We start from the raw sequence: 15,193 nt of genomic DNA, 5'->3' as shown, positions 1-15,193 counted from the left end.
AACCGCCGGCCCGCTGCGCGCGGGCCGGCCACAGATAGCCGCAACAAGAAAGGGAGTTTTATATGATCGATACCATTGCTGCATTCGACGGGCGCCTCGCGAAGATCGAGGGCGCAGCTCGAAGCGGAAAGACGCAGGCGCTGGTGGCGCGCTGCGCGAAGCTGATTGAAAACGGCGAGGCTCCCGAGTCTATTCTTGTTGCGGTTACGAACGCTTTCGCCGCCCAGGCCTTCCGCAAGCGCCTGCGCCGCGCCCTTCCCGTCAACAAAGCTGCCGCCGCCGAGGCCGTGCGCATCTGCTGCGCGCTTGATGCCGCCGTGGAGGTGCTTGACACCCCCGCCGCCCGCGAGGCCACCGGCCGCGAGCCGCGCATCCTTTCCGAAGCCGAATACAACTTCTTCCTGGAAGATCTGAAAACCACCGGCGAACAGCCGCGCAAGCTACGCAGCATGCTGTCGTTTTTGGAGCGCAAGATGGCCAACTACGAGTCGCGCGAGGAGTGGGGCGCCGGCACTGCTGCAGGTAACCTGCACGCCTTCGCCACGCGCGTGCTGAAGCTGCGCGGCGCCATGCTGCCTGTTGAGGCGCCCATGCTGGCCGCCGACTTCCTGAAAAGCGACGCCGGCGAGGCTGCGCGCGGCCGCTTCTCGCACGTGCTGTGCGACGATTTCCAGAATTTCTCGCACTCCGAGCAGACGTGCCTGTGCCTGCTGGCCGACAAGCAGATCATGGTGGCGGGCAACCCCAGCCAGATGATGTCGAAGCGCGGCAATCACCCCTATGTTGAGGGCTTCCTGAAGTTCGACGCCGTGCGCCGCGACGTTGAGGTGTTCCATCTGGAAGGCGCCTTCGGAAACCCGCAGGTCATCGCGCTGGCCGATGCGCTGAGCAGCCAGGACGGCATGGATGGCGCCTACGTTGCCGGAACCGCTGCGGACATCGAGCGCGACCCCGCGGCCGCTGCGCTGCCCGCTGGCGTGCAGTCCATCAAGTGGAACACGCCCGAGGACGAACTGAACGGCCTGACGAAGTACCTGCGTCACCTGCTGAGCAGCCAGGAAGACGTGCGCGAGGCCCACACGTGCATCGTGGTGGCCAACCGCCGCTGGGCTGTGATGGTGGAGAAGCTGCTGCGCCGTCGCGGCTTCAACGTGTCCGCCGCCGGTGCCGCCGGCACGCTGGCGGGCGACCCGCGCGATTCCAGCCGCTCGCGCGCGCTGGTTGCGTACACGAAGCTGAACCTGCTGGCCAATCCGCGCGACATGGTGGCGTGGCGCAGCTGGTGCGGCTTCGACAATGCGCTGACGAACTCCGACGCCTGGATGGGCCTGCAGGACTTCGCCGAGGCCGAGAACATCACGCTGTACCAGGCGCTTGAACAGGTGGGCAACGCCGGGTTCGGCGCGAAGGAGCCGTTCCTGCGCGCTCGCACGCTGGCCGAGAAATGGCGCGCTGGCCAGGAATTTATCACGAAGAACAGCACGCGCCGCGGCTTCGGCCTCATGAAGGCCATCGGCGCCGAGGGCATCAGCGAGTTCGAGGCCGTTGCCGCCGACATGCTGGGCGACGAAACGGCCGCGCGCCTGTTCGAGATGGAACGCGCCGTCATCATGGATCCGGCTTGGATCGACGATCCGCACGTGCTGCACGTGTCCACGCTGCAGAACCTGTGCGGCACCGAGTACGACAACATTTTCGTGGTCGGCTGCATCGACGGCTTCTTCCCCATCCGCAACGCGTTCGAGGTCATCAGCACCGACGGCGAGCGCAATCGCGTTATGGACGCCGAGCGCCGCGATTTCATGAGCGGTGTGGCGAAGGCCAAGCACCTGCTTGTGCTGTCGCACTTCAGCAAGTCCGAGCTTGAGCTGGCCGAACGCACGAAGATGCAGGTAGTGCGCGTGAAGAGCGAGAACGGCAAGCGCATGGCCATCGTGCGCCCGTCGGCGTTCCTCTCCGAAGCCGGCGACGCCGCCCCCACCACCATCGGCGGCCAAGCGCTGCTGTCCGAGTACGGTTTGAACTAGGGGATTCGGCAAAGTAAGCCTCCCAACCCCCGAAGCGTAGGGCCGAGCAAAAGCTCGGCCCTTTTTTAGTCAGCGCCCAAAGGGCGCGTCACTGATTTCCTAGCGTTACTTCCTCAAGCCCTTCACCGCTTGCTCCAGGCGATTGCAGGCTTCCTGCACCAGGGATTTCGGGCTGGCCAGGTTCATGCGCACGAAGCCGCTGCCTTCGGGACCGAACATGGTGCCCAGGTCAAGCCACAGTTTCGCATCCTGCTCCACCAAGCGCTTGATGCCCGCATCGTCAAGTCCCAGCCCGCTGCAGTCCAGCCACGGCAGATACGTGCTCTCAAGCGGCACCAGACTCACGCCCGGCATGCGGTCGACGGCCGCCTGCAGCACGCCGTAGTTCTCGTTCAACACGCCTTTCAGCTCGTCGAGCCACTCTTCGCCCTGCTCGTAGCACGCCTGCGTGGCTGTGACGCCGAACGCGCTGGGTTCGTCGTAACCCGTGCGCCCGAGCGTGCGCTTGAACGCGGCACGCGCATCGGCGTTCGGGATGAAGATGTTCGACAGCTGCAAGCCTGCCAGGTTAAACGTCTTGCTGGGCGCCGTGCACACCACGGCCGCATCGGCATATTCCCGCCCCAGCGACGCGAACGGCACGTGCTTGAAACCCGGGCGCGCGAAGTCGGCGTGAATCTCGTCGGCCACCACGCGCACGTTGTGTGCCAGGCAGATGTCGCCGATGCGGCGCAGCTCGTCTTCGGTCCATGCGCGACCCACGGGATTATGCGGGTTGCACAGGATGAACAGCTTCGCACCCGATTTCTCCAGCTGGCGCTCGAAACCTTCGAAGTCCATGGTGTAGCGGCCGTTTTCGTAGCGCAGCGGGCTCGTGACCATTTTGCGGCCGTTGTCCTGGATCATCAGGCGGAACGGGTAGTACACGGGCGGCTGGATGATCACGGCGTCGCCCGGCTGCGCGAACGCGTTCACGGCCATGGACAGGGCGAACACCACGCCCGGCGTCATGACGAACCACTCGCGCTCGGGGCGCCAGCCGTGGCGGCGCTCGAACCAGTTCTGCACCGACTCGTAGTAGCTATCCGTTGCCATGGTGTAGCCGTACACGCCATGCTGCACGCGCTCGGTCAGCGCCTCTATGGCGGGCGGCGCGGTTTTGAAGTCCATGTCCGCAACCCAAAGCGGCAGGTCATCGGCCGCGTGGCCGCGGCGGCTCCACGCGTCCCACTTCAGGCAACCCGTGTTGCGGCGATCGATGATGGTTTCGAAATCATATTTCGTCATGCGACGACTCCTTCGTCTTCTTGTTGCAAAACGCGTTGCACGGCGCCCCGATTCGACGGCGAACAGCGTGTTTCGGAAAATGCGTTCTCACAAGGTTCACAACGTTGACCTGCGAAAACGATAGCGCTCCTCCGCTTCTGCACCCGCAACGCCTTGCCGCATCCAGTTGTTGTACTGTAAGTGTTGTACACAAGCCCCGTTACGCCAGCGCCTGCTCCAAGTCGGCCAGCAGGTCATCGATGTCCTCGATGCCCACCGACAAGCGCAGCAGGCGATCGTCGAAGCCCAGCTTGTCCAGGATGGGCTTCGGGATAGACCCGTGCGTCTGCACCAACGGATACGTGACCAGGCTTTCCGTGCCACCTAAGCTTTCCGCGAACAGGATGAGCTTCGTGCGTTCAAGCACGGCCAACGCGCGCTCGTGCGTGTCGGTCTTAAACGATATCATGGCGCCGAAGCCCGTGGTCTGGCGCTTCGAAAGCTCATAGTTCGGATGGTCGGGGTCGCCCACGTAGAACACGTCCGTGACGTGCGGGTTCGCCTTCAATGCCTCGGCGATGTGCTTCGCGTTGCTCTCTTGTTGGCGCAGGCGCACGCCCAGCGTTTTCAGGCTGCGCAGCATCAGCCAGCTGTCGAACGGGTCAAGCTGGTTGCCCTCGCTCATGGTGGCGTTGAACAGCGGCTCCAGCAGCGTGTTGTCGCGCAGGATCAAAAAGCCCGACAACACGTCGTTATGGCCGCACAGGTATTTCGTACCGCTGTAAACGACCACGTCAGCGCCCAGTTCAAACGGCTTCTGGAAATACATGGTCAAGAAGGTGTTGTCCACCGCGAACACGGCGCCGTGCGCGTGGGCCGCCTCGCCCACGGCGGCGACGTCGGCCACCTTCATGGTGGGGTTCGTGGGCGTTTCCAAAAACACCAGGCGCGTGTTCGGCTTGAACGATGCCGCCAGCACGTCGGGGTCGGTCAGGTCCACGTAATCGAATTCGAGGCCGTACTGCGTGTAGATGTTGCTGAACAGGCGATACGTGCCGCCGTACAGGTCGTCGCTTACCAGCACGTGGTCGCCGGCGCGCAAAAGCTTCAGCAGCGTGGTGATAGCCGCCATGCCGCTGGAAAACGCCATGGCCTTCTTGCCGCCTTCCAGCAGCGCGATGGTGTTCTCAAGCTCCAGGCGCGTGGGGTTGCCGCAGCGCGAATAGCAGTAGCCCGTGGACTGGCCCCAGGCCGGATGCGCGAACGTTGCCGACTGATACAGCGGATAGCTGATGGAACCCGTGCGCGCATCAATGCCCTCGTAGCCGCGCACCGCGATGGAATCGGCGTGCCAACCAGCGTGTTTCTGCTGGTCAATGCCAAGCAGGCCATCGATTTCGTCAGCCATTGCCTCAAAGCTGGAGTCGTTCATGAAAGCAGCGTTCCTTTCGTTCGCGGGTGCGGCCCTGCGCGCTGTAATCCCTAGCACGCTTGTAAGGTTACGTTTTCCGAAAGGGTAGTGTACCGGAGAACGCGCCCCGGTGGCCAAGAAATCAGATAGCCTAGATATACGATTTTCCGAACAGTTGCTATCGGGCCGAATGTCCCGCCAGCTGGTGGCACATTGACCGGTGCGGCGAACCGCGCGCCGCCGTACAATCAAGGACGTCAAATACACAAGGAGCGAACTATGGCCGTTATCGACGCACACGCACACATCTATCCCGACAAAATCGCCGCTGCCGCAGTGGATGCGGTCGGCGACTTCTACGAGGTGAACATGTTCGGCGACGGCACGGCCGCCGGACTGCTTTCCGCGAAGGACCGCTCCCCCATCACGCATTTCTTGGTGCACTCCGTTGCCACCAGCGTGCACGCGGTCACGGCCATCAACAACGCCATCGCGCAGGCGTGCCAGGCCCACCCCGAGTTCATCGGCTTTGCTGCCATGCATCAGGATTTCGAAGACCCCGCCACCGAGCTGCAGCGTGCTGTTGACCTGGGACTTCATGGTGTGAAGCTGCATCCCGACACGCAAAAGGTCAACATGGACGACCCGCGGCTGATGGAGGTTTACGCCATCTGCGAGGAAATGGGGCTGCCCGTGGTCATCCACACCGGCGACTACCGCTACGACTTCTCGCACCCGCGCCGCCTGGTGAACATCCTGAAAGCGTTCCCCGACTTGGTGGTGGACGCCGCGCACTTCGGCTACTGGCCGTGCTTCGACGTGGGCTACGACATCCTGCACGACATCGCGCGCCACGACCGCGTGTTCCTCGACCAGTCCAGCACGCAAAAGTTCCTTGGCCCGCGCCGCACCGTCGAGTTGGCGCGCATGTGGGGCACCGACCGCATCATGTTCGGCAGCGACTTCCCCATGTGGGACCCGGCCGACGAATGCAACAAGCTTATGGCCTGCGATTTTACCGACGACGAGCTGGAAAACATCCTGTGGCACAACGCAGAGCGCTTCAGCGGCGTGAAGGTGAAATAGACGCAAAATCATCTACTCTCCGCGCGTCATCATCTCCGACGAGGAATATCACGTGCTGCCCAGCTCGAGCAAAAGGACGTTCGTGGTGATTGCACAGTACCTCGGTCATACCGACCCGGCCAGCGGCACGGCGTTTTCCGACCGCCAACGCCTGTCGCTCGTTTGGCGCGCCACCCCCGATGGCCTGCGACTTTTCCATTATCACGTGTCGAATCCGCTGAAGGCCACCATCGGCGCCGAGCCCTTTCCCACGTCGTTTGCGAAGGAAACGTATCGCTATGCCATGGCGCTTTCGCAGCAGCACGGCCTTCGCTTACTCTTCGTCCTCCTGCTGCGGCTTGGGCGTCAGCACCAGCTTCACGGTGTCGATGCGGTGGCGATCCATCTGCATCACCGTCAGCTTCGCCGTGGCTTCGCGACCCTCAAGCGTCAGGCTGTCGCCCTCAGCCGGGATGCGATCGAGCACGTCCATGATCAGGCCGCCAAGCGTTTCGCAATCCTCCGCGTCCTCGGGCGTGAAGCCGATGAGCTCCTCGAAGTCGCTCACGGACATGCCGCCGTCGATCATCATGGTGTCGTCGGTCAGCTTCTTCACGGAGTCGTTGTCGGCGTGGCGGTACTCGTCGTCCACATGGCCTACGATCTGCTCCATGATATCGGTCATGGTAACGATGCCGGCCGTGCCTCCGTGCTCGTCCACCACCACGGCAATCTTCGTGTTGCCCTCCTGCAGCACCTGCAGAAGCTTCGCCACGGGGATGCTTTCCGGCACCGCTTCGATCGGGCGCACCGGCAGGTCTTTCATGCTGGAGCCGTGGCGCATAAGGTACAGGTCCTTCACGTGCACGAAGCCCACGATGCGATCCTTCGACTCGCGGCACACGGGGTAACGCGTGTATTTGTACTGCGTGGCCAGGGCCATGTTCTCCTCGAACGTGTCCTCAAGGTCGATGCACACCAGGTCGGTGCGCGGCGTCATGATGGCCTCGGCGTCCTTGTCGCCCAAGTCGAAGATGTTGTCCACGAACGTGTTTTGCTCGGGGTCGATCAGGCCGCTTTCCGTGGACTCGTCGATGAGCAGCTTGATTTCGTCGCCCGTGTACACCTCGTGCTCGTTGGCCGGGTCGTGACCGGCCAGGCGCACCACGCCGTTCGTGATGCCGTTGAACAGAATCATGATGGGATAGGTAATCTTATAGAATGCCATCAGCGGGCCGGCCGTGAACAGCGCATAGCGTTCGGTGGCGAAAATGGCGAATGACTTGGGGATAAGCTCGCCCACCACCACGTGCAGCGTCGTCATGATGAAGTAGCCGATGGCCACCGCCACAATGCTGATAAACGCTTCAGGCAGGTGCAGCAGCTCGAACAGCGGGCGAATGAGCGCGGAAAACGCCGGCTCGCCCAACCAGCCAAGGGCCAGCGACGCCAGCGTGATGCCCAGCTGGCAGGCGGAAAGGTAGGCGTTGACGTTCTCGGCAATGTGCATGGCGCTTTTCGCACCCTTCTTGCCTTCCTCGACGGCCAGCTCAAGCTGGGATTTGCGCACGCGCACCAGCGCGAACTCCGCGATGACGAAAAACGCGTTCATCGCCAGGAACAAGACAACAAGTAGCAGGCTTAAGCCTATGTGCATAAAAGCGGGTCTCCTTATGTTGGGTACAAAACAAGGGCTGGCGAAGGCGCCGGCCCCCAAGCGACAGCCGAAGCCGCCGCGCCACGCTCGCAACGGCAGCCGCCGCAAACGCAACATTCCTATTGTTACATGCGAATTCGCACGCAGACGCAATCCCAACGTTTATCCAAAAGTCAAGCCACGCTTTACCATTTCGTTACTTTCAAGAAAGCATCAAGCACACCAACTTTTAGGTTTGGCGCGGTTTCATTTAACACATTTCAGGGTTTTGACTTAACGGGTTGTAAAAAAGATGCGGCCCGGGGCCGCATCTTTTTAGGGTTGCATGTTGTTGAGCGCTATTTCGTGCTGCGAGGCGCGCTGGCTTCGTCTGCGTCCGCAAGGGCATCCTGCTTTGCGGGCTCGTCGGCTCGCGGCTTGATGACGGCCACGGCACCTGGGACCTCGCGGCTTGGAGCGGCAACGCGCAGCTCCATGTCCTTCGGCAGCACCAGGTTTGCCACCACGGCCACCAGGAACACCACGGCCACGCAGTTCTGCGCGAACACGCTTTGCACCAGCTCGGGGAAGCAGACGAACAGCTCGCCGACCTGCGTGAACCCGATGCCGATGGCCAGCGACAGCGCCGCAATGACGATGTTGCGCTGCGAGAAACCGGCCGAAGCGATCATCTGGAAGCCCGTGACGATGATGTTGCCGAACATCATGATGGTGCAGCCACCCAGCACCGGCTCGGGCAAGCTGCTGAACACAGCGCTGATGACCGGGCAAAACGCCGCCAGAATCATGATGACAGCACCCGTGGCGATGGCCTTGCGGTTCACCACCTTCGTCATGGCAACCAGGCCGACGTTCTGCGAGAACGACGTGATGGGCATGCAGCCGAAGCAGCCGGACAGCGCGGACACGAAACCGTCGGCGGCAATGGAGCCGGACAGCTCGCGGTCGTTGACGTTGCGGCCAAGGCCCGCCTGCGCCAGCGCCGTGGTGTCGCCGAGCGTTTCGGTAGCCGACACCAGGAAAATCAACGTCACCGAAATGATGGCGCCCAGGTCGAACTCGGGCGTAAACGGCATGATGGCCGGTGCCGCGAACAGCTTGACATTCTGGAACGCGCTGAAGTCCACCACGCCCATGGGGATGGCCACAATGTAGCCAGCTACCAGGCCAAACAGCACCGACAGATGCTTTTGCTTGCCCTTGACCAAGCACTGGAACGCCAAGCACGCCACCAGCGAGATGGTACCCAGCGCCAGGTTACGCAGGCTGCCGAAATCGGCCGCACCGCTGCCGCCGCCAAACGACGTGGCGCCCACCGAAAGCAGCGAGAAGCCGATGGACGTGACCACCACGGCAGCCACGATCGGCGTGATGATCCGGCGCCAGTACTGCGCGAACAGGCCAAGCACGCCTTCGATGCAGCCGCCCACGATGATGGCGCCCGCGGCCGCGCCCATGCCGTACGTGGCCACCACGCCCGTCATGACGGTAACGAACGTGAAGCTGATGCCCATGACAATGGGCAGTCCGCTGCCCAAGCGCCCGATGGGGAACAGCTGGATAAGCGTGCCGATGCCTGCAATAAGCATGGCCGCTTGAATCATCCCGCCCGTTTCCGCATCGCCAAGACCGGCCACACCGGCAATGATCATGATCGGCGCCAGGTTCGCCACGAACATGGCCAGGATGTGCTGGATGCCATAGGGCACCGAGCGCAGAATAGGTACGTCGCCGTCGAGTTTCAGCAGCTCATCGTGGTCGAACGGCTTCAGATGCGCGCTCACCGACGAAACTCAATTTCGCCCGTTTCGGGATCCATGGTCTGCACGATGGCCAGCGACTCCAGGTGATAGCCGCGGGCGCGCAAGTCGTCGCCGCCGGGCTGGAAGCCCTTCTCCACGGCAATGCCGATGCCCTCGACCGTGGCACCGGCCTCCTCGACCAGCTCGATCAGGCCGTTGAGCGCGCAGCCGTTCGCCAGGAAGTCGTCGATCAACAGCACATGGTCGTCGGCGTTCAGGAACTTCTTCGACACGATAACGTCGTAGATGCGCTGGTGCGTGAACGACTGGATCTTCGTGGAGTACACGTCGCCGTCAAGGTTGATGGACTGGCTTTTCTTCGCGAACACCACCGGCACGCCGAAATGCTGCGCGGCCACCGCCGCAATGCCGATGCCCGACGCCTCGATGGTCAGGATCTTGTTGATGGGCGCGTCTGCGAACAGGCGCTTCCACTCCTTGCCCATTTCGTTGAACAGGTTGATGTCCATCTGGTGGTTCAGAAAGCTATCCACCTTCAGGACGCCTTCCGACTTCACCACGCCGTCGCGCCTGATGCGCTGTTCAAGCAGTTCCACAGTCCGTTCTTTCTTCCCGGTTCCGACAGATACCTATATATGTAGCCCTAAACGCTAGATTTCGACCATGCCCGTGGCAAGCAGCACGATGGAAACCACGGCCGCAATCAAAATGATGGCCGTGACCACGCGATCGAGCGTGCTTTGCAGGAAGGGCTGGTTGCGTTCCTTCTTACCCTTGATATACACCAAGATGCCCGGAGCATACAGAATGGACATGAGCGTAACGCCCACCGCGCCCGATGCCCACGCCAAGAACACGCTGTAGATAACGCCCAGGACGGAGAACACGCGCCACGCGATCAGCGGGCCGCCCACTTTGCCCTTGAACGACTCGGGCTCGGTGAACGCCACCTTCGCGAAATACGCGGCCGAAAGCAGATAGGGAAGCAGAATCATGCCGGCGGACAGCGCGTAGAAGAACTGGTACGTGCTGTCGGAGAACAGCATGATGATGAGGAAGATCTCGATGATAACGTTCGTGACGACCAGCGTGACGATGGGCGCGCCCTTCTTGTTGACGCGCGCGAACGCCTTCACGAACGAGCCCTGGGCAGCCGCCTCGTACGGGCATTCGGAGGAGAGCACGGTGTAGCCGAGCATGGCGCCCACCAGGGACAACACAACGCCGGCGTTGATAAGCGTGGCACCCCACGGGCCCACGGCGTGCTCCATGACGCCGGCCAGCGCCGGGTTCGAAAGCTCGGCCAGGTCGGACAGCGGCATAACGCCCATGGAAAGCGTGGAAACCAGCAGGTAGATGGTCAGAACGCAGCAGAACGCGATGATGGTTGCCTTGCCGACGTCCTTGTCCTTCTTCGCGCGGCCGGAAATGGCCACAGCGCCTTCAATGCCCAGGAACACCCAGATGGTAACCATCATGGTGCCGCTGACCTGCTCAAAGAACGGCATGCCGTCCACAGCGCCGTGCGACATGTTCGCCATGAAAATGTCCACGTCGAACTTCTGGAAGAAGATGATGGCGGTGATAGCCACGAAAATAGGCACGAACTTGCTGATGGTGATGACCAGGTTCACGCCCGTGGCTTCCTTCACGCCGCGGCTCACCAGGAATGTGTAGAACCAGATGAGGCAGCTGGCGCCGATGATGGACGCCAGGTTATTGCCCTCGCCGAAGATAGGGAAGAAATACGAAAGCGCGCCGAACAACAGGGCCGAGAAACTGACCGTGCACAGAAGCGCGCTGATCCAATAACCCCAGGCGCTGTTAAAGCCCAGGAAATCGCCGAAGCCGGCGGTTGCGTAGCTGTAGATGCCGCCCTTGAGCTGCGGCTTGATGCGCGAGAGGGCGAAAAACGTCATGACAAGGCACAGCACGCCAACGGCGGAAATGCCCCATGCGGTAAGGATGGCCGCGCCGCTTGCGCCATGCGCTGCTTGGTCGCCCGAAAGCGTGAACACACCCGCGCCGATGATGAGCGTGATGACGGACGCGACCAGGCGGAAAATGCCCAACTTGCCGTGGTGGTCGACCTCGGGAAGCATCCCGGAGCCGGTGACGACCATATCTGAAGCGGCACCTGCGGGTGCTGCCCCGTTTACATTGCTCATTGAAACCCCGATCGTTGAAAAAACAGTTGCCCATCATCATACCCCAGCTTATTGAACGCGGGGCATAATCGACGGTAACAAATTTCTATTCGAACGATTCCTGGTCGATGAGCACGTGCGACAGGGCCGCGCGGTCGAGTTCGCACCCGAGGCCGAATTCGTGGCCACGGCGCGTAAGCGTGACCTGGCCGCGCTCGACCGTGTACGGCGGGTTCGTGACGTCGGTGTCGAAATACCGCGACGTGGCGCCGATGTCGCCCGCGTCCGACACGCCGGAAAGCGTTTCGAACGCCGCGTGCATGCGACGCGACACGCCCGTGTCGTACATGCCGCCCATCCACACGCGCATGCCGCGCGCCTGGGCCATGTGCACGAATTGCAGCGCCGGCTCGATACCGCCGAACTTACCGATTTTCAGCGCGAAACACTTCAGCTCCGGATGCTTGAGCACGCGCGCCAGGTCGCGGGCGCTGACGATGGACTCGTCCAGGCACACGGGCGTTTTGATGCGCCGCTGCAGCTGCGCCAAGCGCGCGAACAGGTCGTGCGGGCCCGACGCTACCGGGCGGCGCGGATCAAGCGGCTCTTCGATCCACGCGATGCCAAGCTCATCAAGGTTGCGCAGCTCTTCGATGTCGTGCTCGGTGAAGCTTTGGTTCGCATCAAGCGAAATCACCAGGTCAGGGAACGCTTTTCGCACGGCCTGCGCGCTGAAGTACGCCGTACCAGGCGTCACCTTCAGCTTCACGCGCGTGTAACCCGCGTCCACGCAGCGCTGCGCGGCGGCCACGGTTTCGGCCACGGGCCCCACGGGAATCGCGGCGCCGGCCGGCACGGCCACGGCGTCGGTGCCCTCGGGCGCCTGTCCGCCGATAAGCTGCCACAGCGGCTGTTCGACGATCTTGCCGTACAAGTCCCACAGCGCCGGCTCAAGCGCACCGCGCCCCATGGGCAGCTCGTTTGCACCAGGGCACGCCGCGAACAGGCCATCGGCCTCGGACGGATGCAGCAACACCGTGTTGAGCACCAGTGGAATCAACTGCTCACGCAGAATGCGAACATCCTGGTCAAGCACCTCGGGCAGGTACCAGTCGGTTGGGAACGACACGCATTCGCCCAAGCCCGTGCGCCCGGCGTGGTCCACCACTTCCACCAGCAGCGACTCGCGGAACGACAGCGTGCCCTTCGCCGTGGCGAACGGTTTGCGGAACGGCAGGCGAATGCGGTATAGGTTCACGCGCTTGATCTCGATACGCTGCTCGTACAGGCGACGCAGCGCAGCGCGGTCGACCTTGCCGATGCCCGTGCGCGGGAAGCGGGGGAGCGCGAACAGGTGCTTCGGCTGGTACATGCGCGACAGCTGCGGCGCCACAACCTGGGCAATCTCTTGCGCGAAGCGGCGGTCGGACAGCGTGCGAGCGCGCTGGCCTGCCACGCCGGCAGCAATGCCAGCCGGGCCGCCGGCTGCAGGCGCGGCAGCGTTTCCGCGCTCGATAAACCCAACGGGGCGGCGACCCCACGTGTCATCGGGCGCGCCGAAGATATACGCGTCGGCAACGCCGGGCACGCGCAGCAGCTTCTCGCGGATTTCGGCGGGGTAGACGTTCTCGCCGCCGGAGATGAACATGTCGTCGGTGCGTTCCTTGACGTACAGCTTGCCATCGGGCGCAATAGCGGCCGTATCGCCCGTCAGGAAAAAGCCGTCGGCCGTGTAGGCGGCGCGCGCGTTCAGGTAGCCGCCGAACAGGCCCGGCCCGCGCACGGCCAAGCGGCCGAACCCGTCAGGGCCCGCGTCCACTATGCGCGCCTCATAACCCTCAAGCAGGGACATACCACCCGTAAACCCAGGTGTGACCAGGGCGTTTGCAATTTGACTGGCCGTTTCGGTCATACCATAGCTTGCGTACACGCGCGCCCGCATGGCCAGCGCACACCCCAGCGTCTGCGCGTTCAGCGGCCCGCCGCCAAGCAGGATGCACTCGTAGCGGCCCACGCCCGACGCATGCGAACTCGCCAACATGTCCTGCAGCATCTTGTCGACCACGGAAATGTGCGTGGCGCCGCGGCGCGCGGCGTCCGCCAGCACGCGTTCGGCGTCGAAACGCTGATACAAAATGAAAGGATTCGCGTTCAGCAGGCTGCGCACCACCATCTGCAGGCCGCCCACGTGGTAAAGCGGCAGTGCGATCTGCCACAGCCCCTCGCCGTGACGATTGAGCGAAGCATTGGAAACCGCCGCCGAGCCACACAGATTTTCCCAGGTCAGCGGCACAGCTTTCGAACGCCCGGTGGTACCGGACGTGAACATGACCACCGCCGTGGCGCCGCGGTCGAATACATGCGCGCCGCGCTCGGCGAAATGGATGACGCTCTCAAGCGCGTCCTGGCGCGCTTCGTCCTCACGCCGGCGCGCGGCGGCCCCGCGGCTGCGACCCGCGCGCCCGAGCGCCCGCGTCGAGCGCGCCTCGGCCGTGGCGATGTTCGTGCGCGCGTAAAACGACGTGCGCTGCGCATGCCCGGGGCCCGCAGCTTCCGCGGTTCCGGTAGCGTCATTCGCCACGGTCCTAATAAGGTTCGCCACATTGCTTTCGTCAACGGTGTACGCCACGTTGAACGCACGGCTGCGCTGCAGGTCAAGCAGGCGCGCCTGCTTTTCCGCGTCCGTCAGCCGGTTGTTCAGCGTCACCAGCGTGAACCCGCCATATGCCGCCGCCAGCAGCAAAAACACGCACGCTGGCTGGTTCGGCAGGTCCACGGCAACCGCGTCGCCAAGCGCAACGCCGCGACGACGCAACAAGCTAGCAAGACCCGCCGCAATCATGCGGGTTTCCCGGTACGACAACGCTTCGATGTTGCCGTCTTTGTCGACATAAGAGAAGCACGTGCGCTGAGGATTGAGCCGCACCATGTTTTCGAACACGCCGATCATGTGGGTAATGCGCCTGCTTTCGCCTTGCTAGCCAATAGATCCTACGGGAACTTCGGGAACTTCGAGAAGTCGGGCTTGCGCTTCTCCTTGAACGCGTCGCGACCCTCTTTCGCCTCGTCGCTGGTGTAGTACAGCAGCGTGGCGTCGCCGGCGAACTGCTGCAAGCCGGCCAGGCCGTCGGTAGCCGCGTTGAACGACGCCTTCATGAAGCGCAGCGCCGTGGGGCTGAACTGCAGCATTTCCTTCGCCCACTGCACGGTTTCGGCCTCAAGCTGCTCGAAGGGCACCACCTTGTTGACCATGCCCATCTCCAGCGCCTCCTGCGCCGTGTACTGACGGCACAGGTACCAAATCTCGCGCGCCTTCTTCTGGCCCACCATTGCCGCCAGGTAACCCGCGCCGTAGCCGGCGTCGAAGCTGCCCACCTTCGGGCCCGTTTGGCCGAACTTCGCCGTTTCCGCGGCAATGGACAGGTCGCACAGGATGTGCAGCACGTGCCCGCCGCCGATGGCGTAGCCGTTGACCATGGCGATGACGGGCTTGGGCACCACGCGGATGAGTCGCTGCAGGTCAAGCACGTTCAGGCGCGGGATGTTGTCCTCGCCGACGTAGCCGCCGTTGCCGCGCACCATCTGGTCGCCGCCGCTGCAGAACGCCTCGTCCTCGTGCGCGCCACCGTGGTTGGCGCCCGTCAGGATGATGACGCCGATGCCCGCGTCGTCGCGCGCCTCGGAGAACGCATCGTACATCTCCATCACCGTGCGCGGCGTGAAGGCGTTGCGCCTAAACGGGCGGTTGATGGTGATCTTCGCGATGCCCTCGTACGTTTCGTAGATGATCTCGCGGTACTCTTTTCCAGGTTGCCACTGGATGTCGCTCATACACGGTCCTTTCGCTGTGCGCGTTG

Annotated in this window: 10 protein-coding genes; 2 read left to right on the top strand and 8 right to left on the bottom strand. The window is 62.9% G+C overall.

The window, feature by feature from the left end; genetic code table 11:
- The first annotated feature begins 62 nt into the window (after positions 1-62).
- Complete coding sequence (locus ACWI6D_RS02790; protein WP_449133577.1) at positions 63-2,027, top strand: UvrD-helicase domain-containing protein; 1,965 nt, start codon at positions 63-65, stop codon at positions 2,025-2,027.
- A gap of 105 nt (positions 2,028-2,132) precedes the next feature.
- On the opposite strand, the gene ACWI6D_RS02785 is transcribed toward ACWI6D_RS02790, so the two are convergent.
- Positions 2,133-3,314, bottom strand: coding sequence for a MalY/PatB family protein (locus tag ACWI6D_RS02785; protein ID WP_449133576.1), 1,182 nt, complete (start codon positions 3,312-3,314; stop codon positions 2,133-2,135).
- Positions 3,315-3,513: 199 nt separating this feature from the next.
- The gene (locus tag ACWI6D_RS02780; RefSeq protein WP_449133575.1) at positions 3,514-4,725 is read right to left on the bottom strand and encodes a trans-sulfuration enzyme family protein; all 1,212 of its coding nucleotides are present in this window, start codon (positions 4,723-4,725) and stop codon (positions 3,514-3,516) included.
- A gap of 258 nt (positions 4,726-4,983) precedes the next feature.
- On the opposite strand from ACWI6D_RS02780, the gene ACWI6D_RS02775 reads away from it, so the two are divergent.
- Positions 4,984-5,790, top strand: coding sequence for an amidohydrolase family protein (locus ACWI6D_RS02775; RefSeq protein WP_449133574.1), 807 nt, complete (start codon positions 4,984-4,986; stop codon positions 5,788-5,790).
- A gap of 313 nt (positions 5,791-6,103) precedes the next feature.
- Here ACWI6D_RS02775 and ACWI6D_RS02770 read toward each other — a convergent pair whose 3' ends face one another.
- The 6 genes from ACWI6D_RS02770 to menB all read right to left on the bottom strand — a co-directional run bounded on the left by ACWI6D_RS02770 (position 6,104) and on the right by menB (position 15,167).
- Positions 6,104-7,426: a hemolysin family protein gene (locus ACWI6D_RS02770; RefSeq protein WP_449133573.1), complete on the bottom strand. Its 1,323-nt coding sequence runs from the start codon at positions 7,424-7,426 to the stop codon at positions 6,104-6,106.
- Between the two features lie 338 nt (positions 7,427-7,764).
- Positions 7,765-9,210, bottom strand: a complete 1,446-nt coding sequence (locus ACWI6D_RS02765) for a uracil-xanthine permease family protein (protein WP_449133572.1) — start codon at positions 9,208-9,210, stop codon at positions 7,765-7,767.
- On the bottom strand, positions 9,207-9,785 hold the full coding sequence (locus tag ACWI6D_RS02760; RefSeq protein ID WP_449133571.1) for a xanthine phosphoribosyltransferase: 579 nt from the start codon (positions 9,783-9,785) through the stop codon (positions 9,207-9,209). The genes ACWI6D_RS02765 and ACWI6D_RS02760 overlap by 4 nt, the downstream gene beginning before the upstream one ends.
- 54 nt (positions 9,786-9,839) lie before the next feature.
- Positions 9,840-11,357 carry a basic amino acid/polyamine antiporter gene (locus ACWI6D_RS02755; RefSeq protein WP_449133570.1) on the bottom strand — a complete coding sequence of 506 codons (1,518 nt, stop codon included), beginning with the start codon at positions 11,355-11,357 and terminating at the stop codon, positions 9,840-9,842.
- Between the two features lie 85 nt (positions 11,358-11,442).
- Entirely contained in the window at positions 11,443-14,286 is a 2,844-nt protein-coding gene (gene menC / locus ACWI6D_RS02750) for an o-succinylbenzoate synthase (protein WP_449133569.1), read from the bottom strand.
- A 41-nt stretch (positions 14,287-14,327) separates the two neighbouring features.
- Positions 14,328-15,167: a 1,4-dihydroxy-2-naphthoyl-CoA synthase gene (gene menB / locus ACWI6D_RS02745; RefSeq protein ID WP_288284289.1), complete on the bottom strand. Its 840-nt coding sequence runs from the start codon at positions 15,165-15,167 to the stop codon at positions 14,328-14,330.
- Positions 15,168-15,193: the final 26 nt, after the last annotated feature.

It is taken from the genome of Senegalimassilia sp. (assembly GCF_977052095.1).
Note: the sequence above shows the minus strand (reverse complement) of the source record. Positions and strands in the feature narration are given on the sequence as shown.